Here is a 20,476-nt window from a genome sequence, read left to right as displayed (position 1 = left end):
TGTGACGGATACGGGGACCCGGCAGGCGGAGCGGCTCGACCACGTGCCGCGCTGGCTGCGGACACTCCATGACGACCTGTGGACCCTCCGGGCCGACCCGCTGCCCGCCTCCGGGTGGCCGCGCCGGCTGCCGCACGGTGTGCTGTGCGTGGCGGCGGTCGGCATCACGATCGGCGGCGTCGCGCAGCTCCAGCACGACGGGCACCTGGGCGCCGGTCTCGCCTCCTTGCTCGGCCTCGCCCCGGGCGCCGCCGTGCTCCTCGCGATGTGGCGGCCCGTCCCTGCCTGGTGGCTGTCGACGGGCGCCATGCTGGTGGCCGCCGTCACGCTGCACGGCCGGCTGGGCACGACACCGGTGGTGCTGTTCACCTGGCCCTGGACCGTGGCCGGGATGATCGCGCAGCTGCTGGTCCTGCTGCTGCTCACGCTGCGCGTCCGCGCCCGGGCGGCCGCCGAGGCACTGGGTCTGACCGTTCTGGTCACCTGGCTGCTCGACGGCGTCTGGGGCGCGCCGCCCCACCAGTCCACCTCGTTGATCACCGTCGTGCTGGCCACGGTCGTGGTGGCGCTCGGCACCGCGCTGCGCGGCCGCCGGGTGGCCCGCGCGGAGCTCAACCGCCAGACCACGCTCACCGCCGAGGAACGAGCCCGGCGCACCCTCCTGGAGGAGCGCAGCCGGATCGCGCGCGAGCTGCACGACGTGGTCGCTCACCACATGTCGGTGATCTCCATCCAGGCCCAGGTCGCCCCCCACCTCGTGGAGAACCCTTCGGACGAGCTCAGGGAGAACCTCGAAGGCATCCGGCACAACGCGCTGGAGGCGCTCACCGAACTGCGCAGAGTCCTGGGTGTGCTGCGTTCGGAGAGCCCCGACGCGGACGCGCCCGACGACGGCGGCGCCGGGCCGCACAGCCCGCAGCCGACCCTGGACCGGCTGGACGCGCTGGTCGAGAACACCCGGGCGGCCGGTCTCACCGTCACCACCCGGATCAACGGCGAGCGCCGTCCGATGCAGTCGGGCGTCGAGCTGTCGGCGTACCGGATCGTGCAGGAGGCACTGAGCAACGTGCTGCGGCACGCGCCGGGAGCCACCGCCCACGTCGAGATCGAGTACATCCCCTACGGTCTGCTGGTGTCCGTCGCCAACTCCCGTCCGGACCGGCCCGCTTCGCCGTCGCCCGGCGCCGGGCACGGCCTGCTCGGTATGCGCGAGCGGGCGGCGATGCTCGGCGGGTCACTGACCGCGGGCCCCGGGGCGGACGGTGGCTACCGGGTCTTCGCGGAGCTTCCGGCCACCGCTCCGGTCGCCGGCCTGGTGGCCGGCCGTACCCAGCACCCCGGCACCGGCGTACCCCGTGCCCTGCACCCGAAGGATGACCGCGCATGACGAACAGCAGTGGCGGCCCCATCCGCGTGGTCGTCGCCGACGACCAGCAGATGGTCCGGCAGGGCTTCACCGTGCTGCTGAACGCCCAGCCCGGTATCGAGGTGGTCGGGCAGGCGGTGGACGGACTGGACGCGGTCGCCAAGGTCGGTGAACTCACCCCGGACGTCGTCCTGATGGACATCCGCATGCCCGAACTCGGCGGGATCGAGGCGACCCGCCGCATCGTCGTCGAACACCCGCACATCAAGGTGCTGGTGCTCACCACCTTCGACCTCGACGAGTACGTGTACGAGGCGCTGCGGGCGGGTGCGTCCGGGTTCCTTCTCAAGGACGCGTCCGCGGCCAAACTGGCCGAGGCCGTGCAGGTGGTGGCGGCCGGGGACGCGCTGATCGCGCCCGTCATCACCCGGCGGCTGATCACCCGGTTCTCCCAGCTGGACGGGGGCGGGGTGCGGGCTCCGCTGAAGGCGCGCGTCGGCGACCTGACCGAACGGGAGACGGAGGTCCTGGCGTTGATCGCGCAGGGGCTGTCGAACGCGGAGATCGCGGAGCGGCTGGTGGTCGCCGAGCAGACCGTGAAGACGCATGTGGGCCGGATCCTGGTGAAACTGGGGCTCAGGGACCGCACGCAGGCGGCGGTGTTCGCGTACGAGTCGGGCCTGGTGCGCCCGGCGGGATACTGACGGGGCACTGGCCGGACGGCCCCCCGGCTGCGCGCCCCGTAGTACCTGAGAGGGACCCCGCAGGACCCTTCTCACTGGTGACGACGGTGACTCCCGCCGCCGCCTACCGTCGTGTACGTGACCGAGACCACCCACACGCACGCCCCCTCCCCGCAGCCGCCGGACGCCGTGTTCGAGCCGTACAAGTTGCGCAGCCCGGAGTTCCGGGCGGCGATGGACGCCCTGCGGGGGATGCGGCAGGACCTGCTCCAGGACGCCTTCGCCTACCGTCCGCTGCCCCGGGCGAGCACGGACGGCCCGTTCGCCCGCCGCCTCCCGGCCAGGCCCCGGGAGTACGCGGCCTGGGCGCCGCACGCCCTGATCGGGGCGGCCGGCCTTCTCGCGATGTTCATCGCCTCGAACAGCGTCGTCAACGGCGCGACGGTCAACCTGGTCCTCGGCCTGCTCGCCCTGGTCCCGGTCCTGCTGACCATGGTGCGGCCGGTCGGCGCGTTCTGGCTGTCGATGGCGGCGACCCCCGTCGCGGCCGTCGTGGGGGGCGACGACTGGGAAAGCCCGTGGCCCTGGCTGGACGGCAGCTTCGCCTGCCACCTGTTCGTGCTCACCGTGGTGGCGATACGCACCAGGCCGCGCACGGCGGCGTGGATGTGGCTGCTGACAGCGCTGTACGGCGCGATGGCGCAGACGGTCCACAGTGGCGGTTACTACGGGTCCGACACCGCGACGCTGCTGTTCCTGTCCGCGCTGTCCCTGCTGGGCGTCACCGTCTGGCACATCCGCAGCGCGGCCCGGCGGGAGATGACCGTCCAACGGACGGTGACCGCACACGAGCGGTCCCGGCGCACCCTCCTGGAGGAGCGCACGACGATCGCCCGTGAACTGCACGACGTGGTCGCCCACCACATGTCCGTCGTCGCCATCCAAGCCGAGGCGGCCCCCTACCGCGTCGAGAACCCGCCGCCGGAACTGGAGAAGGCGTTCGTCACGATCCGGGAGAACGCGGTGGCGGCGCTCACCGAACTGCGCCGGGTGCTGGGCGTGGTCAGAGCCGAGGACTACGAGGCGCCGGACGCCCCGCAGCCGACCCTCGCCGACCTGGACGGGCTGTTGGCGAATGTGCGGGAGGCGGGTCTGGACGTCGAGAAGACGATGACGGGCAAGGTGCGGGAACTGCCGCAGGGCGTGGAGCTGTCGGCGTACCGGATCGTCCAGGAGGCGCTGAGCAACACCCTGCGGCACGCGCCGGGGGCGGCCGCCCGGGTCGAGGTCGCCTATGTGCTCGGCGGCCTGGGCCTGCGCGTGGTCAACGACCCGCCGCCGCGGACCGCCCTGCTCAAGCCGTCCCCCGGCGCCGGTCACGGCATCACGGGCATGCGGGAACGCGTCTCGATGCTGAACGGCGAGATGACGGCGGCCGGCACGGCCGAAGGAGGCTACGAGGTGACGGTGTTCCTGCCCGTCGCGGCCGCCCCGGAAGGTGACGCATGACCATCCGGGTACTGATCGCCGACGACCAGATGATGGTGCGCGAGGGCTTCTCGGTCCTGCTCAACGCGATGCCGGACATCGAGGTCGCCGGCGAGGCGGTCAACGGCCGCGAGGCGGTGGACCGGGTCCGTGAACTCTCCCCCGACGTGGTGCTGATGGACATCCGGATGCCCGAGCTGAACGGCATCGAGGCGACCCGGGAGATCGTGGCGGCCGACAGCACGGCCAAGGTGCTGGTCCTGACCACCTTCGACCTGGACGAGTACGTGTACCAGGCGCTGCGCGCGGGAGCCTCCGGCTTTCTCCTCAAGGACGCCTCCGCCCGCCAGTTGGCCGACGGGGTGCGGGTGGTGGCGGCGGGCGAGGCCCTGCTGGCCCCTTCGGTCACCAAGCGGCTGATCACGGAGTTCTCCCGGCTCTCCGGCACCCCGCGGCTGATGTCCACGGCCCAGGCGGCGTACGGCGATCTCACCGACCGGGAGACGGAGGTGCTGATCCTGATCGCGCAGGGCCTGTCCAACGCGGAGATGGCCGAGCGTCTGGTGGTGGCCGAGTCCACGATCAAGACCCATGTCAGCCGCGTCCTGGTGAAGCTGGGCCTCAGGGACCGCACGCAGGCGGCGGTGTTCGCGTACGAGGCCCGGCTGGTGACGCCGGGCTAGTCGCCGCCCGTGCCACGAGCACAGTTGATATTGCGATTCGGTCGCGAGCGGTACAGGCGTGTGCACGGTGTGCTCAAGTTGTGTTTGGATGGTGAAGGGAATCAGCCAGTTGGCTTGTTCCGCTCTCCGTGCACTCCCTCCCGCTCGCATGCCCGCGTTGCCGGGGGGAGGTGTTGCCGTCCCTGCTTCGCGTGAAGAAAGTTGCCGCGATGACCGCTGACGTGTCCGAATTCCACTATGGCCTGGTCACCCCGATCGCCGCCTACCTCATGGCCTGCCTCGGTGCGGTGCTGGCGCTGCGCTGCACGACCCGCTCGCTCGGCCGCGGGCGCGGGGAGAAACGATTCGGCTGGCTCGCTCTGGGCGCGGTCTCCCTCGGCTGCGGCATCTGGACCATGCACTTCATCGCGATGATCGGGTTCAGTGTGGACGGTGCCCTGGTGAGCTACGACACCGGCCGGACCCTGTTGAGCCTCTTCGTCGCCATCGCGGTCGTCGCCATGGGCGTCTTCCTCGTCGGCTACCGGGGTGCGGGCCCCGTCACCCTGGGCGCCGCGGGCGTCCTCACCGGACTCGGCGTGGCCGCGATGCACTACCTCGGCATGACGGCGATGAACACCGGCGGAACCGTGCACTACGACCCCACGGTCGTCGCCGTCTCCGTGGTGATCGCCGTGGTCGCCGCGACCGCCGCGCTCTGGGCGGCGGTGTCGATCAGCGCGGTCTGGGCGACCGTCGGCGCCAGCCTGGTGATGGGCGCGGCCGTGTCGACCATGCACTACACCGGCATGGCCGCGGTGAGCGTCCACCTCACCCAGATGCACTCCGGCAGCCAGTCCTCCACGAGCCTGCTCGCCTTCCTCCTGGTCATGCTGGCCGGCCCGGTGGCGGCCCTGATCCTGGCCGCGGCGGTCGTCATGTTCGACCCTGAGGTGGTGGGCGGCCGGCGCGACCTGACCGCCCCGGACACCCCGGCCCCCGCCTTCCCCATGCCTCAGCAGCCGTGGCCCCCCACGGACCGCCCACAACCCCTCGCGGACCGGCGCTACATGCCCTGAGGAGGGCGGTAAGGGGGCAGGGCGTCCCGCTCTGCGCGGCAGCCCTCCAGGTGGGCCGTTCGTGAGGAACCGTCAAGACCGGTGGATGGGAGCCGCGCCGACCCATTGGTGGTAGGCGGCTACGTCGACGTTGCTGCCGCACACGATGGTGACGACGTGTCGGCCGGCGAAGCGGTCACGGTCTTCGAGGACCGCAGCGATGCCGAGCGCGGCTGACGGTTCGACGACGAGACCGGCGTGGTCGAGGAGCATCCGCATACCGGCGATGATCGATGCTTCCTGGACCAGGACGGCGTCGTCGGCGACCAGGAGGAGGTCGTCCAGGACAGCCGCAATGGGACGTCGGCCGGCGACGCCGTCAGCGATGGTGTCGGTCGAGTCGGTGGTGACGACACGCCGCCGGCGCCACGAGTGGGTCAGCGCCGGTGCGCCGAGCGGCTGGACGCAGATCACCTCGACTTCGGGTGCCAGTGCTTTCATCACGTGACCCACGCCGGTGGCCAGCGCCCCGCCACCGAGAGCAATCAGGACCGTGTCGAACGACACCGGTGCGTCGACCAGTTCCAGACCGATGGTCGCCGCACCCTCGCACGTCTCGATGTCCAGGCTGTCCTCGACCAGCCGGATGCCGTCGTACCGTGCGATGGCCGCCGCCCGCTCGCGGGCCGCCTCGTGGTCGCCGTCCACCAGCTCCAACGTGGCGTCCGACGCGCGGATGCGATCAAGTTTGGCCCGAGTGGCGAAGCGGGATGCCACGACGGTGACGTCGAGCCCCCGGCCGCGGCCGGACCACGCGAGGGCTTGGCCGAGGTTGCCCGCGCTCGCGCACACCGCGGCTCGCGAGGCATGACCGGCGAGCAGGTCGGCGACCACCTCGGTGCCGCGGGCCTTGAAGCTGCGGACCGGGTTCGCCGTTTCGAGCTTGATGCTCACCGCGCACCCGAGGCCGGGTTCCAGCGCCTCGCAGCGGTACAGCGGAGTGTCGAGAAAGACCGGGTCGATCACCCGGCGAGCGGCCCGGATCCGAGCGGTGTCGAGACGCGTCCCCTGCACGGCACACCAGCGTAGCGCCGCCCGTGCGTCGGCAAGGTCACACACGTACGTGCCTCGGTTTCCGCACCGCGACAGTTGCCGCCCCGCGGGCACCTCAAGGCCGTGTCGGGCGGGTGGGCTCCGAGGCCCCTGGTCAGGAGGGGGACGGTCGGTCTAACGTCCGTCCATGGCAGCCTTCGACCCCTGGGACCCGGACTTCCTGGCCGACCCGTACCCCTCCTACGCCGAACTCCGCGCCCGGGGCCGGGTGCGGTACTTCGAGCCCACGAACCAGTGGCTCGTCCCGCACCACGCCGACGTCTCGGCGTTGCTGCGGGACCGGCGGCTGGGGCGGACGTACCAGCACCGGTTCACGCACGAGGAGTTCGGGCGGACCGCGCCGCCGCCGGAGCACGAGCCGTTCCACACGCTCAACGACCACGGCATGCTCGACCTCGAACCGCCGGACCACACCCGCATCCGCCGCCTGGTGTCGAAGGCGTTCACCCCGCGCACGGTCGAGCGGCTCAAGCCGTACGTCACCCGACTCGCCGCCGAACTGGTCGACTCGTTGGTGCACAAGGGCGGTGGGGACCTCCTCACCGACGTCGCGGAGCCGTTGCCGGTCGCCGTCATCGCCGAGATGCTCGGCATCCCGGAGGAGGACCGTGCCCCGCTGCGGCCCTGGTCGGCGGACATCTGCGGGATGTACGAGCTGAACCCGCCGCAGGAGACGGCGGCGCGGGCGGTGCGGGCTTCGGTCGAGTTCTCCGCGTACCTGCGGGAGCTGATCGCCGAGCGGCGCAGGCGGCCCGGCGACGACCTGATCTCCGGACTGATCGAGGCGCACGACGAGGACGACCGGCTCACCGAGCAGGAGATGATCTCCACCGCGGTCCTGCTCCTCAACGCCGGGCACGAGGCGACCGTCAACGCCACGGTCAACGGCTGGTACGCGCTGTTCCGCAACCCCGCCCAGCTCGCCGCCCTGCGCGCCGACCACTCCCTGGTCCCCACCGCGATCGAGGAGCTGATGCGCTACGACACCCCGCTCCAGCTCTTCGAACGCTGGGTGCTCGACGAGATCGAGGTCGACGGGACGACGATCCCGCGCGGCGCCGAGATCGCCCTGCTCTTCGGCTCCGCCAACCACGACCCCGCCGTGTTCGAGAGCCCCGGGCGACTCGACCTCACCCGCCGGGACAACCCGCACATCTCCTTCAGCGCCGGCATCCACTACTGCATCGGCGCCCCCCTCGCCCGTATCGAACTGGCCGCCTCCATGACGGCCCTGCTGGAACGGGCGCCGACCCTGAGCCTGGCGGCGGAGCCGGAGCGCAAGCCCAACTTCGTGATCCGGGGGCTGGAGGGGCTCGCCGTCACGGTCTGAACCGGTGGACCGGGGTCGCCCGTACGGCGGGCGCGGCGGCGGTCAGGTCGTCAGGTCACGTCGGTGGAGCGCTGCCAGGCCGCAGGCGGTCGAGGTGGTGGCCAGGGCGAGCAGGGTCAGCAGTGGGGGTCCGCTGAGGTGGCCGCCCGGCAGCTTGGGGAGGTGGCCGAAGGGGGAGAGGTCGAGGACGGCCTGGGGGATGTTCAGCGCCGGGCCCACCCAGCCGACGAGCAGGACGGCCGCCGTCACGCCCCAGGCGGCCGGGGCGAGGCGGGGCGCGACGCCGTACAGCAGCACCGTCACCCCGCCGATCACCCACACGGCCGGGAGCTGGACCAGGCAGGCGGCCAGGACGGCGCCCGGCCGCCCGCCGTAGCCGACGGCCAGGCCGAGGCCCGCCAGGAGCATGATCAGGGCGGAGCCGCCGAAGGCGGCCGTCAGATGGCCGGCCGCCCAGCGCGGCCGGCTCACCGGGGCGGCCAGGAGGGGTTCGGCGCGGCCCGAGGTCTCCTCGCCGTGCAGGCGGAGCACCGACGCGACGACGTACAGGGTGGCGACCAGGCCCAGGATGCCGGTCATCGAAGCGAGGAACGCGTCGGTGATCCCGTTGTGCCCGCCCATCCGCTCCAAGACCTCGCGGGTGTTCCCGTTGTCCCCCACCAGGTCGGCCGCGCCCCGCGCCAGGCCGCCGAAGACCACGCCCGCCAGGAGGAAGCCGAGCGACCAGCCGAGCACGGCGCCCCGCTGGAGCCGCCGGGCGAGCGCGGCGGCGGAGCCGAGGCGCCCGGTGGCCGGCCCCGGCCGGGACGGGAAGAAGCTCATGCCGAGGTCCCGGCGGCCCGCCAGACCGTACGCGAGCGCGCCCTGGGCCACCACCGCCGCCGCGAAGAGCAGCAGCACCCACCAGCGTTCGGCGGCGAACGGGCGCAGGTTCTCCAGCCAGCCCAGCGGCGAGAGCCAGGTCCACGGCGACGAGCCGTCCGCCCGCGCCGAGTCGCCCGCCGCCCGCAGGGCGAACGCCGCGCCCAGGACCGCCGCCGTGAGTCCCCGTGCCAGTCTCGCGCTCTCCGTCAGCTGTGCCGCGACCGCCGCGGTGGTCGCGAACACCATGCCGACGGCGCCGAGGCCGAGCCCGAGGGACAGGGCACCGGCCACCCCCTGCGTCGCCAGACCCGCCGTGATCAGCAGCGCGAGGACGGCGTCGGCGGCCCCCGCCGCGAGCAGGGCCGCGGTCAGCGGCGCCCGGCGGCCCACCGCACCCGACGCCAGCAGTTCCGCACGGCCGGTCTCCTCCTCGTCGCGGGTGTGCCGTACGACGACGAGCAGGCTGGTGACGGCCGCGAGCAGCCCGGCGTAGACACCCACCCGCCAGGCGGTCAGCGCGCCGAGCGAGGTGTCGTGGAGCGGCCCGATCAGGGCGCGGAACGAAGCGTTGGTCTGCACCTGCCTGACCAGGTCGGCGCGTTCGGCGGCGGTGCCGTAGAGGCCGCGCAGGGTGTTCGGCATGGAGAGGACCATCAGCGCGTTCACCGCGAGCCACACCGGGGTCGTCACCCGGTCGCGGCGCAGCGCGAGGCGCAGCAGGGTGCCGGTGCCGGCGAGGGTGCTCATGCCTGTGCCTGGTAGTGGCGGAGGAACAGCTCTTCGAGGGTGGGGGGAGTGGAGGTCAGGGACCGCACGCCGGACTCGCCGAGCGAGCGCAGTACGGCCGTGAGGTGGTCGGCGTCGACCTGGAGCCGGACCCGGTGGCCCCGCACGTCGAGGTCGTGGACGCCCGGCAGGTGCGCCAGGCCGTTGGGGGGACCGGCCAGTTCGGCGGTCACGCTGGTACGGGTGAGGTGGCGCAGGTCGGCCAGGGAGCCGGACTCGACGGTGCGGCCCGCGCGGATGATGCTGACGCGGTCGCAGAGTTCCTCGACCTCGCTGAGGATGTGGGACGACAGCAGCACGGTCCTGCCCCGGTCCCGTTCCTCCGCCACGCAGTGCTGGAAGACCTCCTCCATCAGGGGGTCGAGTCCGAACGTCGGTTCGTCGAGGATCAGCAGGTCGACGTCGGAGGCGAAGGCGGCGACCAGGGCGACCTTCTGACGGTTGCCCTTCGAGTAGGTGCGGCCCTTCTTCGTCGGGTCCAGCTCGAAGCGGTCGACGAGCTCGCTGCGGCGGCGCGCGTCCAGGCCCCCGCGCAGGCGGCCGTACAGGTCGATGACCTCGCCTCCCGAGAGGTTCCGCCACAGGGTGACGTCCCCGGGGACGTAGGCGATCCGGCGGTGCACCTCCACGGCGTCCGTCCAGGGGTCGCGGCCGAGGATCTGGGCGGCGCCGGAGTCGGCGCGCAGCAGGCCGAGCAGGACCCGGATCGCGGTGGACTTCCCGGCGCCGTTGGGGCCGAGGAAGCCGTGCACCTCACCGGCCTCGACGGTCAGGTCGAGGCCGGTGAGGGCGGGGGTGCGGCCGAAGGACTTGTGGAGTCCGGCGACCGTGATGGCCTTCGTCATGCTTCAGAACGTACGCTTGCTTCAGAAATTTGTGAAGTTAAGGAAGTGTGCAAACCGACGCTAGGCTGGCGACCATGACTACGGATGCGGCGGGACGCGACCAGGGACGCGACGGAGGACGCGACAGGGAGGCCGTCTCGAAGTTCGTGGAGAGCTTCGCGGCGCAGCTCGTCGAGGCAGGGATGCAGCGCATGCCGGCGCGCATCTTCGCCGCCCTGCTGTCCTCCGACTCCGGCACCCTGACCTCGGCGGAACTCGGCGAACTGCTTCAGGTCAGCCCGGCCGCGGTGTCCGGCGGAGTGCGCTACCTGGCGCAGCAGCACATGGTCGCGCGGGAGCGGGAACCGGGCTCGCGGCGGGAGCGGTACCGGGTGCACAGCAACCAGTGGTACGAGGCCCTCACCAACCGGGAGGCCGTGATCAAGCGGTGGGAGGGCGCGCTCAGGGAGGGCGTGCACAGCCTCGGCGCGGACACCCCCGCGGGCCGTCGGATGGCCGAGACGCTCGCGTTCTTCGAGTTCGTGGACGGGGAGATCGCGCAGATGATGGAACGGTGGCGAGTGCGCCGGGACGAACTGTTCGGCGGCACCGGAACGTCCGGCCCGGCGCCCCGTCAAGGCCGGGGCTGAATCCCAGGATCCTGATCCTCGGTCAAGTGGTCCCGCAGCCGCGCGTGCCGGAACTGGTACACCGCCCCGGCCCGCCGCAGCGCCCGGCGCTCGCAGGCGTCCTCCAGGAACGTGACCAGCCGCCAGGGCAGCCGCCCCGTCAGCGGCAGCCAGATCCGGGCCAGCGCGATCCACTGTCCCCACGCCGTCAGACAGAGCCCGTACCCGAGGCCACCCCCGAACGCCCCCTCGACACCGAAGACGAGACCCAGCTGGAGGCTGCGCAGCGGGGTCTCGGTGAAGCTGCCGCCGAACCAGGCGATGAAGCCGAACACGAGCGCCCAGACGGCGATGTGGGCGTGGACGTTCCTGCGGTTCATCCGCAGCAGGTCCACGCAGCTGGCGGACCTGTCCACGTCGACGGGCGCCTCCAGCCAGGCCGTGACCGCCAGCACGAGACCGGTCCCGATCCCGAAGATGAGCGGCAACTGGGCCGCGGACACCAGCCCGCCGCCGAGCCCGTCGTCGAGCCCCAGCCACGGCACGACGGACCGGTCCACGGCGACGATCGCGACCGCACCCGCCAGCGCGACCAGGGAACCGACGGCGATCCTGCTCGACAGCCCGTCCCGCAGCCGCCGTACGGCGTCCCGGCGCAGCGTGATCTCGATCGGGGACGGCTTCAGGGCGTCGTTGCCGCTGGCCCGGTGGTAGACGAAGCCGCACGCCGCGCCCAGCAGCAACCCGTGCAGGGTGCCCACGACCAGCCCGCGCCGGACGGCGAACCCGAGCCCGTGCGAGGTGGCGACCAGGTCGACGGGGATGTTCCCGACGGCGGTGACGAAGGCGAAGGACAGCCCGGCGAGGAACGCGATCACCGCGGTGCGCTGCCGCAGCGGCAACGTCGTGCCCAGTTCCCACCAGGCCAGGTTCGGGGTCGGCGTCCTGCGCTCTTTCAGGTCGTGGGCGAGGTAGGCGAGCCAGCGCCGGGCGCGCCGGGCGTGCGACGGACGCGGGTACACCGAAGGGAGGAACGCGGCGAGCAGGTGCCGTTCGACGCGGTCCGCGGTCGGGAAGTCCGCGCTGTCCAGCAACGTGTCCGGACCGCTCGCACCGCTCCCGCCGCGCTCGCCGTGGACGGCGGCGGCCAGGGCGACCATCAGCGGGGTGGACAGCGCCTTGCGCAGCGGGCCGTCGGGGTTGTCCCGCATCTCGGCCAGCACCGGGTCCCAGCCGGCGGCGGCGCCCTGCGGGCCGCTGAACCGCAGGTACCGCACCGAGTCGTCCGGGGGGAGGTCCGCCAGCACCACGACGGCGGCACCCTGCAAGCCCGTGGTGCCCCGCACCGCCTCCTCGTACTCGTCGTAGCGGCTGGTGAGGACGTACGGCAGCCAGGTGGCCGAGAGCTTCTTGCGCGCGTCGTCACGCAGACCTTCGGGGATCTCGTCGAAGCCGTCCAGGACGGGCAGGACCAGCCGCTCGCCCACCAGCCGCTCGGCCAGGGTCATCCCCCCGTCGCCGTGGGCGGCGGCCAGCCAGGGCCGGTCGCGGCTCAACTGCTCGCCCAGCCAGTGGGTCAGCTCCACCTCGGCCGGGTTCCACGACCCGAGGCTGAAGATCTCCGAGACCGGCGCGCCGGCGGAGCGCTGCTCCAGCCATCGCAGGACGAACTGGGCTCCCAGCACGCTCTTCCCCGAGCCGGCCCGGCCCAGCACCACCAGCCGGCCCGTCGGGATCCGCTCGTACACCTCGGCGATCTCGTCCAGGTGGCCGGTCAGGTCCTGTTCGGGGCCCTCGCCCCAGACGAGTTCCGGGTGGTCCGTGGCCAACTCCTCGTCGTCCGGGGGTGTCCAGCGCACCTGGATCCGCCGGCGGTCCCCGATGCCGAGCTGGGCCTGCTCCTCGCGGCGGCGCAGCAGGATGCTCGCGGCCAGTTCGTCCTGCGGGGGCCTGCCGGTGCCGAAGTTCACCACGCCGATGGACCTGGCGACGACCTGGGTCCCGCCGCCGTGCTGGTGCGCGTTGATGACGTCGGGTCCGCGCTGCTCGCCGTCGCCCGTCGCGCGCTCAGCCATCGTCACCCCGGCGCCGCCGGAACCACAACGCGCTGCCGAACGCGGCCCCGGCCACGACCAGCACCGCGACCGCCGCGCGCAGCGGGACGGGGACGGCGGTGCGGTCCTGCGCGCGGGTGCGGTCGTGGGAGTCGGCCTCGGGGCGGGCGAAGGTCGGCGCACCGCCGCCGGCGGCGGCCGACGCGGACGGGGAGGGCGGTGCCGACGCCGAACCGCCCGGGGTGCCGGAGTCCCCGGGCCCGGGCCCACGGGAGCCCGTGCCCCGCGACGAACCCTGAGCCGCACCGTCCCCGGCCCCTTCTCCAGAACCGCCGCCTGCCCCCGAACCCGAACCAGGACCGGCCCCGGCGCCTGCCCCCGAACCCGAACCAGGACCGGCCCCGGCGCCCGCCCCCGAACCCGAACCGGAACCCGGACCGGTCCCGGCCCCCGCCCCGGTCCCTGCCCCCGCCCCGGTCCCGGCTCCCGTCCCCGACCCACCCCCTGCCACCGACCCACCCGACCCAGCCCCTGCGCCCGACCCCGACCCTGCCCCTCCCGCTGCTCCCGACCCCGCCCCCGTCGGCGCGGGTGACGGCTCCGCCGGCCGGATCCGGAACGACGACAGCACCCTGTCCTGGTCCGGGTCCACGTCGCACGACGCGTTCACCGTGCCCGCCACCGTCTCGCTGCCGTCCGCCTTCCGCGGCGTCACCCGCAACTCGATGTCCCCCGCGACGATCCTCGCGGTGCCCGCCTGCGTGAAGGTGAGCGACGGCGCGGTCCCGTGCGCCGGGACGGTCATCGCCCCGGACGCCGGGATCTGGGTCACCGGCACGTCCATCGGCACGGTGACGTCCACGTCCCCCTGCGGTGCGGCCACGACGGCGTGCACCTTCGCCGTGCCTGCGAGGCTCCTCGCCCCGATCGTCCGCAGTCCCCCCGGGACGAGTCCGCCGACCGTCGCCGACGCGTCCACCGGCAGCCGCGGAGTGGGCCGGCCGACCACATGGGTGTCGGAGACGTCCCACGCGACCGATCCGGTCATGGCCTGCCCGCCGAGCAGCCCGAAATCGCAGGTGTACCGGAAGGCGCGGGGAGCGGCCGCCGGGCTCGCGGCTCCGGGTGCGGCTCCCGGTGCCACGACGAGGACGGCCCCGGTGACCCATGCGGCGGCCGTGCGTCCGGCCCGTAATGCACCTGGCATATACGCACCGTACGTATCCGGATGCACCACGTCAGCCTGCGCGGCGGAACCTTCACGGCGCTTCCACGAACCGCCGCGGTCCGCGTGCGCCTACGCCGGCACCGTCAGCCCCCACGCCCCCTCGAGCACCCGCCACGTCCGGCGTCGTACCGGCCCCGCCACCCCCGCGTCGGCCCGGTACCGGAAGTCCGCGCCGACCACCGTGACCGTCCGGCCCGACGCGCGTAGCGGAGTCGCCGCGGCGCCCACCGACAGCGGGCGCACCTCCACCTCGGCCACCCCGCGCGCCCCCGGGGTCACGGACACGCCCTCCACCGGCTGGTCCAGGTCCACCACCGTCCGCCCGTCGACCTCCACCCGCAGCCGCGCCGGCCCCGGCCGGGACACGACCGGGGCCGGACGGGCGGACAGCGAGCGTACGAGGGTCTGGTACGGCCGCAACCACGGACGTATCGCGATCTCCGGCGACGGATCCGGCACCTCGGGCCCGGCCGCCACCGGCGGGATGCGCAGCGCGCCCAGTACCACCCCGTCGCTGTCGTCGACCAGGAGGTCCATCCGGCGCTCCACCCCGTCCAGCACCGCCCGCGCCGCCGCCACGGCACCGGCGGGCACCCCGAGGGTGTGCGCCACGCTCTGCGCGCCCCCGACCGGGACCACCGAGAGCACACATCCGGCCAGCTCCCGGCGGCGGTGCAGCAGGGTCACCGCACGGACCAGGGCACCGTCGTCGCCGATGACCACCGGCCGCCGCGCGCCCCGGCGGGACAGCGCGCGGGCGAATTCCTCAGGGCCGTCCGGGATGCACACCTTCGTGGTCGCACCCGCGCTGAGCACGTCTTTCGCGATCCGGACGGATTCGTTGTCCGTTTCCCTGGCCGCCGGATCGATGATCACCAGCAGCTGATCGGACGTCGCGAAAGTCGCCACCTCGGTCCTGCCTCGCTTCCTCGGGTAGCATCACTGTGCAAGAGCCCCTTGCGCTATTGCGCCAGGGGCTTCGTCTATTCCGGGGCATCCGGTCCGACGGTTGTGCGGCCAACGACGGTCGCGGTGGTACGCGGCGCTGAACATTACGCGCACGCCCCTGACCTTGGACATGCCCCGCCCGGAAGGGGTGTACGCGCGTGCCCGCACTTGTGCTGCTCGGTGCTCAGTGGGGTGACGAAGGCAAGGGAAAGGCGACGGACCTGCTAGGCGGTTCCGTCGACTACGTGGTGCGATACCAGGGCGGCAACAACGCCGGCCACACGGTCGTCGTGGGCGACCAGAAGTATGCGCTCCACCTCCTCCCTTCCGGAATCCTCTCGCCCACGTGTGTCCCGGTCATCGGCAACGGTGTCGTCGTCGACCCGTCGGTCCTGCTCTCCGAGCTGAGCGGTCTGAACGAGCGTGGCGTCGACACGTCCAAGCTCCTGATCAGCGGTAACGCGCACATCATCACGCCGTACCACGTGACCGTCGACAAGGTGACGGAACGCTTCCTCGGGAAGCGGAAGATCGGGACCACCGGGCGCGGCATCGGCCCGACCTACGCCGACAAGATCAACCGCGTGGGCATCCGGGTCCAGGACCTGTACGACGAGTCGATCCTGACCCAGAAGGTCGAGGCGGCCCTCGACGTCAAGAACCAGCTCCTCACCAAGCTGTACAACCGGCGCGCGATCGGCGTCGAGCAGGTCGTCGAGGAGCTGCTGGGCTACGCGGAGAAGCTCGCTCCGTACGTCGCCGACACGGTCCTCGTCCTCAACCAGGCGCTGGAGGACGACAAGGTGGTCCTCTTCGAGGGCGGCCAGGGCACGCTCCTCGACATCGACCACGGCACGTACCCCTTCGTGACCTCGTCCAACCCGACCGCCGGCGGTGCCTGCACCGGCTCCGGCGTCGGCCCGACGAAGATCAGCCGGGTCATCGGCATCCTCAAGGCGTACACGACCCGGGTCGGCGCGGGCCCGTTCCCGACCGAGCTGTTCGACGAGGACGGCGACGCGCTGCGCCGGATCGGCGGCGAGCGCGGTGTGACCACCGGCCGGGACCGCCGCTGCGGCTGGTTCGACGCGGTCATCGCCCGTTACGCGACCCGGGTGAACGGCCTGACCGACTTCTTCCTCACCAAGCTCGACGTCCTCACCGGCTGGGAGCAGATCCCGGTCTGCGTCGCGTACGAGATCGACGGCAAGCGCGTCGAGGAACTCCCCTACTCCCAGACCGACTTCCACCACGCGAAGCCGGTCTACGAGACCCTGCCCGGCTGGTCCGAGGACATCACCAAGGCCAAGTCCTTCGCGGACCTGCCGAAGAACGCCCAGAACTACGTCAAGGCGCTGGAGGAGATGTCCGGCGCCCCGATCTCCGCGATCGGCGTGGGTCCGGGCCGCGACGAGACGATCGAGATCAACTCGTTCCTGTAGGACTCGGGTGCGCAGCGCACGTGCGCGGCTCGGGTGCGCGGCTCCTCTTGGGCCGGTCTTGGGAATCCTTGACCGGCCCTTGGGCTGCTCGTGGTTACGCCGGTAACGGGCGAACGCCAGCATCTACGCGGGTAGTTCCGCCGCGCCGCCCGTCCGACCGTGCCTTTCGAGCCCAGGAGACCTGAATGCCCGCCCATCCCCTGAACCGCCGTGAGTTCGTGCAGAAGTCGGCCGTGACAGGCGCCGCGGTCGCGGTCGCCGGGACGCTCGGCACCGGCACCGCGCAGGCTGCCCCGCACAAGCCCGAGTGCAAGCCCCTCACCTGGAGCTTCTCCATCCTGGGCACCACGGACCTGCACAGCCACGTCTTCAACTGGGACTACTACAAGAACGCGGCGCCCGTGGACTCCAAGGGCAACACCTACGGCATCGCCCGGATCGCCACCCTGGTGAAGAACATCCGCGAGGAGCTGGGCGCGGACCGGGTGCTGCTCGTCGACGCCGGCGACATCATCCAGGGCACCTCGCTCGCCTCCTACTTCGCGAGCGTCGACCCGATCACCGGCAAGGACGGCAAGCGCGGCCCGAAGCACCCCATGGCGATCGCCATGAACGAGATGCGCTACGACGCGGCCGCCCTCGGCAACCACGAGTTCAACTACGGCATCGAGGTCGTCCGCACCTTCGAGAAGCAGTGCGACTTCCCGCTGCTCGGCGCCAACGCCCTGGACGCCAAGACCCTCAAGCCCGCCTTCCAGCCCTACACCGTCAAGTGCGTCAAGGTCCCGCACGGCCCGGACATCAAGGTCGGCATCCTCGGTCTCACCAACCCGGGCATCGCCCTGTGGGACAAGGACAACGTCTCCGGGAAGATGGCCTTCACGGGCCTGGTCGAGCAGGCGAAGAAGTACGTGCCGCGGCTGCGCGCCCTCGGCTGCGACGTCGTCTTCCTCACCGACCACTCGGGCCTGGACGGCTCGACCTCGTGGGGCGACGAACTCCCCTACGTGGAGAACGCGTCGAACCTGGTCGCCGAGCAGGTGCCCGGCATCGACGCGATCCTCGTCGGTCACACCCACGTCGACGTGCCGACGTACACGGTGAAGAACGCGGAGACGGGCGAGGACGTCCTGCTCTCCGAGCCGTACTGCTACGGCTACCGCCTCTCCCGCTTCGACTTCGAGCTGGAGCACGTGCACGGCTCCTGGAAGATCACCAAGAAGACCGCCACCACCCTGAACAGCAACACCGTCACCGAGGACCCGCGGATCACCGAACTCCTCACCGCGGACCACAACCTGGTGGTCAAGTACGTCAACACCGCGATCGGCACCTGTACCGCGGCGATGACGACGGCGGAGGCCTGCTGGAAGGACGTCCCCGCCATCGACTTCATCCAGCAGGTCCAGATGGACGCGGTGAAGGCGGGCCTGTCGGCGGCGGACGCCGCGCTCCCGCTGATCTCGGTGGCCGCGTGCTTCAGCCGTACGGCCACCATCCCGGCCGGTGACGTGACGATCCGCGACGTCGCGGGCCTCTACGTCTACGAGAACACCCTGTACGGCAAGAAGCTCACCGGCGCCCAGCTCAAGGACTACCTGGAGTACGCGGCGAAGTACTACCACCAGGTCCCGGCCGGCACTGCGGTGGACACCGCCACCCTCACCAACGCCAACAGCTTCTGGGACTACATGTACGACATGGCGGCCGGCGTCGACTACGAGATCGACATCGCGGCGCCCGAGGGCTCGCGCATCAAGAACCTGTCCTACCAGGGCACCGCGGTCGCCGACGACCAGGTCTTCGTCGTCGCCGTCAACAACTACCGCGCCAACGGCGGCTCCGGCTACCCGCACATCGCGTCCGCCGAGATCGCCTACAGCTCCACCAACCAGGTCCGCGACCTGATGATCGCCTACGCCACGGCCAAGGGCACCATCGACCCGTCGACCTTCGCGGCCACCAACTGGAAGCTGACCCAGAACGGCACGCCGGTCTTCTCGTAGACCGGCACGGGCCGCAGAGGGCGAGTTCACGAACCCCGCGAACTCGCCCTCAGCCCAACTGCTGCACCGTGCCGTACCATCCGGCGCGCAGGGTCGCGGCGCTACCCAGGGAGGTGGCGCCGGGCGGGACGAGTAGGACGGGGAGCGGTGGCGGGTGAAGTCGTGGGGCTGCTTGGGGCGGCGTCAGCGTCCACTGCCGACTGCTGATTCGACGCTCTCCGGCGGGTAGCTCTCGCGGAAAGTGAACGCGGACGGTCCGGGGCCCTGTGCGCGCACCATCGCGACCCGCTCCAACGCCTCGGCGACGCTCGGGCGATGGCCGGCCGGAACCCACCACAGGGCCTGGTGGGCCTCGGCCATCCGGCTGAACCATTCGCGGCGGCGGCTCAGTACACGCAGGTGATCGGTGTGGTAGGTGAAGTCCCGCAGGGCTTCGACCGACTCCCAGACCGAGCAGTTGATCAGAAGCAGGTCGTCGTTCTGGTCGGGGCGGACGCCGGTCGCGTCCGCCCCCTCGTCGTCGACCATGCGCCACACGAATCCGGGGCTGCGGTCGGCGAGCTCGTTGATCTCCGGTTGCAGGGCGACGAAGTCGGCCAACTCGGGGCCGTCCAGCGGGGCGATGATGCGGCCGACGTTGACTTGCGCGAGGTGAAAGCCAGTCATGGGTCCAGCATGGCCGGACCCGGCTTCTATAGTCAATGACTTTAGTTTTTAGAGAGCGCCACGCAGCACCCGCCAGGACACGGGTCCATCGTCGGCGACCACTGCTCGGACGCCAGACCTTCGAGGAGTGCGAGGTTCATGCCGCAGACCAGGGCGGGGAACTCCCCGGCCAGCGCGTGGAAGGGGCAGTTGTGCAGCCGCAGCGTCTCCCCGTCCCAGAAGGGCTGGTAGCCGCGGTCCCGCAACACCTCGACCAGGTCGTCGGCCCCCGCGTCCGGGTCCGCCGCGCCCGCGGCCTTCGCCGCGGCCTGCAACTCCCGGTCCAGGCCCGCGTTCTCCACCACCTCGGCGAGCAGCCGGCCGGCCGCGTCGTAGGACCGCGGCGGGACGGACACGGAGTGCTCGCCCTCGGCACGCCGGTACACCTTCGCCGGCCGCCCCGCCCCCGGGCCGGTGCGCCCGGAGAGCCGCTGGAACGACACGTCCAGCAGCCCCGCCTCGACCAGCTTGTCCAGGTGGAAGGCGGCCAACGACCGGGTCACCCCGACGGCTTCCGCGGCCGCGTCGCGCCCCACCGCGCCCGGTGTGGCGGCGACGTGCCGGTAGAGCCGACGCCGCACGGGATCGCCCAGTACGCCCAGCACCGCGAACGCGTCATCCTCAGCAGTCACCCTTCGAGTCTATGACCAACGGGAGTACGCAAAACAACGGCGCCGACTGCGGTGGCAGGTCTGGTCGCGCCGGTTGAGTAGCCGTACTCAGGCGGGAGTGTGCGGGCGGGGGCGACATTGGGGGCATGAGCTTTCCGCCGCCCTCGTACCCGCAGCCGTACCCGCCGTCCTACGGTCCCGGGTTCCCGCCGCCGCCCCCTTCGCCGGGTCGGCCCGCAAGGGTGGGCTTCGCCGTGGCGGCGGGGCTGCTGCTCGCGGCCGCGGTCGCGGTCACCGGGCTGCTGTTCTTCGGCATGATCTTCGCCAGTGACAGCTGCGGTACCTCGGCCGGAACCGCGCGGTTCTGCGACGACTCCGGCGCCTGGATGCTGGTGGCCATGTTCGGGCCGACGGTCGCGCTGGCCGCCGCGGTGGTCACGGTCGTGCTCGGGGTGGTGTGCGCCCGCCGGCCCTGGACGTCCCTGGCCCTGGGCGTGCTCGTCTACGCGACCGGCCCGGCGCTCGCCCTGTTCACCGTCTTCGGCTAGGGCCCTTCTGATGGATCTCCGCGGCGTCGCGGCGTTCGGCACGCACGCTCGACGCACGGGGTGGCGGGCCAGGTGGCTCCGCCACATGACCCGCCACCCCGCACGCCGATCGCACGCACCGAACGCCGCTC

The 20,476-nt window shown here is 72.1% G+C and carries 18 protein-coding genes; 10 read left to right on the top strand and 8 right to left on the bottom strand.

Annotation, left to right across the window (positions count from 1 at the left end; translation table 11 throughout):
* Position 1 precedes the first annotated feature (1 nt).
* The 5 genes from AB0958_RS27110 to AB0958_RS27090 all read left to right on the top strand — a co-directional run bounded on the left by AB0958_RS27110 (position 2) and on the right by AB0958_RS27090 (position 5,278).
* Entirely contained in the window at positions 2-1,387 is a 1,386-nt protein-coding gene (locus tag AB0958_RS27110; protein ID WP_366893073.1) for a sensor histidine kinase, read from the top strand.
* Positions 1,384-2,070, top strand: a complete 687-nt coding sequence (locus AB0958_RS27105) for a response regulator transcription factor (protein WP_366893072.1) — start codon at positions 1,384-1,386, stop codon at positions 2,068-2,070. Before AB0958_RS27110 ends, AB0958_RS27105 begins: the two co-directional genes overlap by 4 nt.
* Before the next feature lie 117 nt (positions 2,071-2,187).
* On the top strand, positions 2,188-3,558 hold the full coding sequence (locus tag AB0958_RS27100; protein ID WP_366893071.1) for a histidine kinase: 1,371 nt from the start codon (positions 2,188-2,190) through the stop codon (positions 3,556-3,558).
* Complete coding sequence (locus AB0958_RS27095; protein WP_358978997.1) at positions 3,555-4,220, top strand: response regulator transcription factor; 666 nt, start codon at positions 3,555-3,557, stop codon at positions 4,218-4,220. The genes AB0958_RS27100 and AB0958_RS27095 overlap by 4 nt, the downstream gene beginning before the upstream one ends.
* A 209-nt stretch (positions 4,221-4,429) precedes the next feature.
* Complete coding sequence (locus AB0958_RS27090) at positions 4,430-5,278, top strand: MHYT domain-containing protein (protein ID WP_366893070.1); 849 nt, start codon at positions 4,430-4,432, stop codon at positions 5,276-5,278.
* Positions 5,279-5,350: 72 nt separating this feature from the next.
* Here AB0958_RS27090 and AB0958_RS27085 read toward each other — a convergent pair whose 3' ends face one another.
* Positions 5,351-6,331, bottom strand: coding sequence for a pyridoxal-phosphate dependent enzyme (locus AB0958_RS27085; RefSeq protein ID WP_366893069.1), 981 nt, complete (start codon positions 6,329-6,331; stop codon positions 5,351-5,353).
* A gap of 166 nt (positions 6,332-6,497) precedes the next feature.
* On the opposite strand from AB0958_RS27085, the gene AB0958_RS27080 reads away from it, so the two are divergent.
* Entirely contained in the window at positions 6,498-7,700 is a 1,203-nt protein-coding gene (locus AB0958_RS27080) for a cytochrome P450 (RefSeq protein WP_366893068.1), read from the top strand.
* 42 nt (positions 7,701-7,742) lie between these two features.
* Here the strand turns inward: AB0958_RS27080 and AB0958_RS27075 are convergent, their stop codons facing one another.
* Positions 7,743-9,311, bottom strand: coding sequence for an ABC transporter permease (locus AB0958_RS27075; protein WP_366893067.1), 1,569 nt, complete (start codon positions 9,309-9,311; stop codon positions 7,743-7,745).
* Entirely contained in the window at positions 9,308-10,195 is an 888-nt protein-coding gene (locus AB0958_RS27070; RefSeq protein WP_366893066.1) for an ABC transporter ATP-binding protein, read from the bottom strand. The genes AB0958_RS27075 and AB0958_RS27070 overlap by 4 nt, the downstream gene beginning before the upstream one ends.
* A gap of 74 nt (positions 10,196-10,269) precedes the next feature.
* On the opposite strand from AB0958_RS27070, the gene AB0958_RS27065 reads away from it, so the two are divergent.
* Positions 10,270-10,824, top strand: a complete 555-nt coding sequence (locus AB0958_RS27065) for a MarR family transcriptional regulator (protein WP_366893065.1) — start codon at positions 10,270-10,272, stop codon at positions 10,822-10,824.
* On the opposite strand, the gene AB0958_RS27060 is transcribed toward AB0958_RS27065, so the two are convergent.
* The 3 genes from AB0958_RS27060 to AB0958_RS27050 all read right to left on the bottom strand — a co-directional run bounded on the left by AB0958_RS27060 (position 10,809) and on the right by AB0958_RS27050 (position 14,994).
* Positions 10,809-12,878 carry an NACHT domain-containing protein gene (locus tag AB0958_RS27060; RefSeq protein WP_366893064.1) on the bottom strand — a complete coding sequence of 690 codons (2,070 nt, stop codon included), beginning with the start codon at positions 12,876-12,878 and terminating at the stop codon, positions 10,809-10,811. The two genes, AB0958_RS27065 and AB0958_RS27060, sit on opposite strands and share 16 nt — an antisense overlap.
* Positions 12,871-14,064, bottom strand: coding sequence for a DUF6801 domain-containing protein (locus AB0958_RS27055; RefSeq protein WP_366893063.1), 1,194 nt, complete (start codon positions 14,062-14,064; stop codon positions 12,871-12,873). Before AB0958_RS27055 ends, AB0958_RS27060 begins: the two co-directional genes overlap by 8 nt.
* 90 nt (positions 14,065-14,154) lie before the next feature.
* Complete coding sequence (locus AB0958_RS27050) at positions 14,155-14,994, bottom strand: diacylglycerol kinase family protein (RefSeq protein ID WP_366893062.1); 840 nt, start codon at positions 14,992-14,994, stop codon at positions 14,155-14,157.
* 197 nt (positions 14,995-15,191) lie between these two features.
* Here AB0958_RS27050 and AB0958_RS27045 point away from each other — a divergent pair, with 197 nt between their 5' ends.
* Both AB0958_RS27045 and AB0958_RS27040 read left to right on the top strand, forming a co-directional pair.
* On the top strand, positions 15,192-16,475 hold the full coding sequence (locus tag AB0958_RS27045; protein WP_358978978.1) for an adenylosuccinate synthase: 1,284 nt from the start codon (positions 15,192-15,194) through the stop codon (positions 16,473-16,475).
* A gap of 185 nt (positions 16,476-16,660) precedes the next feature.
* Positions 16,661-18,481 (top strand): 5'-nucleotidase C-terminal domain-containing protein, encoded by a 1,821-nt coding sequence (locus AB0958_RS27040; RefSeq protein WP_366893061.1) that lies wholly within the window; start codon positions 16,661-16,663, stop codon positions 18,479-18,481.
* 183 nt (positions 18,482-18,664) lie between these two features.
* On the opposite strand, the gene AB0958_RS27035 is transcribed toward AB0958_RS27040, so the two are convergent.
* Positions 18,665-19,147 carry a DUF3291 domain-containing protein gene (locus tag AB0958_RS27035; protein WP_366893060.1) on the bottom strand — a complete coding sequence of 161 codons (483 nt, stop codon included), beginning with the start codon at positions 19,145-19,147 and terminating at the stop codon, positions 18,665-18,667.
* A 41-nt stretch (positions 19,148-19,188) separates the two neighbouring features.
* Positions 19,189-19,818: a helix-turn-helix domain-containing protein gene (locus AB0958_RS27030; RefSeq protein WP_366893059.1), complete on the bottom strand. Its 630-nt coding sequence runs from the start codon at positions 19,816-19,818 to the stop codon at positions 19,189-19,191.
* Positions 19,819-19,943: 125 nt separating this feature from the next.
* Between AB0958_RS27030 and AB0958_RS27025 the strand changes: the two genes are divergently transcribed.
* On the top strand, positions 19,944-20,345 hold the full coding sequence (locus tag AB0958_RS27025; RefSeq protein ID WP_366893058.1) for a hypothetical protein: 402 nt from the start codon (positions 19,944-19,946) through the stop codon (positions 20,343-20,345).
* Positions 20,346-20,476 lie beyond the last annotated feature (131 nt).

The organism is Streptomyces sp. NPDC006655 (assembly GCF_040703965.1).
In the GTDB taxonomy this organism is placed as follows: Bacteria; Actinomycetota; Actinomycetes; order Streptomycetales; family Streptomycetaceae; genus Streptomyces.
This window is presented reverse-complemented; position numbering and strand designations above follow the sequence as displayed.

Bases quoted from the DNA above. Each gene is read 5' to 3' on its own strand.
- AB0958_RS27105 (WP_366893072.1), top strand. From the start codon at position 1,384: ATGACGAACAGCAGTGGCGGCCCCATCCGCGTGGTCGTCGCCGACGAC.
- AB0958_RS27095 (WP_358978997.1), top strand. From the start codon at position 3,555: ATGACCATCCGGGTACTGATCGCCGACGACCAGATGATGGTGCGCGAG.
- AB0958_RS27090 (WP_366893070.1), top strand. From the start codon at position 4,430: ATGACCGCTGACGTGTCCGAATTCCACTATGGCCTGGTCACCCCGATC.
- AB0958_RS27080 (WP_366893068.1), top strand. From the start codon at position 6,498: ATGGCAGCCTTCGACCCCTGGGACCCGGACTTCCTGGCCGACCCGTAC.
- AB0958_RS27075 (WP_366893067.1), bottom strand. From the start codon at position 9,311: ATGAGCACCCTCGCCGGCACCGGCACCCTGCTGCGCCTCGCGCTGCGC.
- AB0958_RS27070 (WP_366893066.1), bottom strand. From the start codon at position 10,195: ATGACGAAGGCCATCACGGTCGCCGGACTCCACAAGTCCTTCGGCCGC.
- AB0958_RS27065 (WP_366893065.1), top strand. From the start codon at position 10,270: ATGACTACGGATGCGGCGGGACGCGACCAGGGACGCGACGGAGGACGC.
- AB0958_RS27060 (WP_366893064.1), bottom strand. From the start codon at position 12,878: ATGGCTGAGCGCGCGACGGGCGACGGCGAGCAGCGCGGACCCGACGTC.
- AB0958_RS27055 (WP_366893063.1), bottom strand. From the start codon at position 14,064: ATGCCAGGTGCATTACGGGCCGGACGCACGGCCGCCGCATGGGTCACC.
- AB0958_RS27040 (WP_366893061.1), top strand. From the start codon at position 16,661: ATGCCCGCCCATCCCCTGAACCGCCGTGAGTTCGTGCAGAAGTCGGCC.
- AB0958_RS27035 (WP_366893060.1), bottom strand. From the start codon at position 19,147: ATGACTGGCTTTCACCTCGCGCAAGTCAACGTCGGCCGCATCATCGCC.
- AB0958_RS27025 (WP_366893058.1), top strand. From the start codon at position 19,944: ATGAGCTTTCCGCCGCCCTCGTACCCGCAGCCGTACCCGCCGTCCTAC.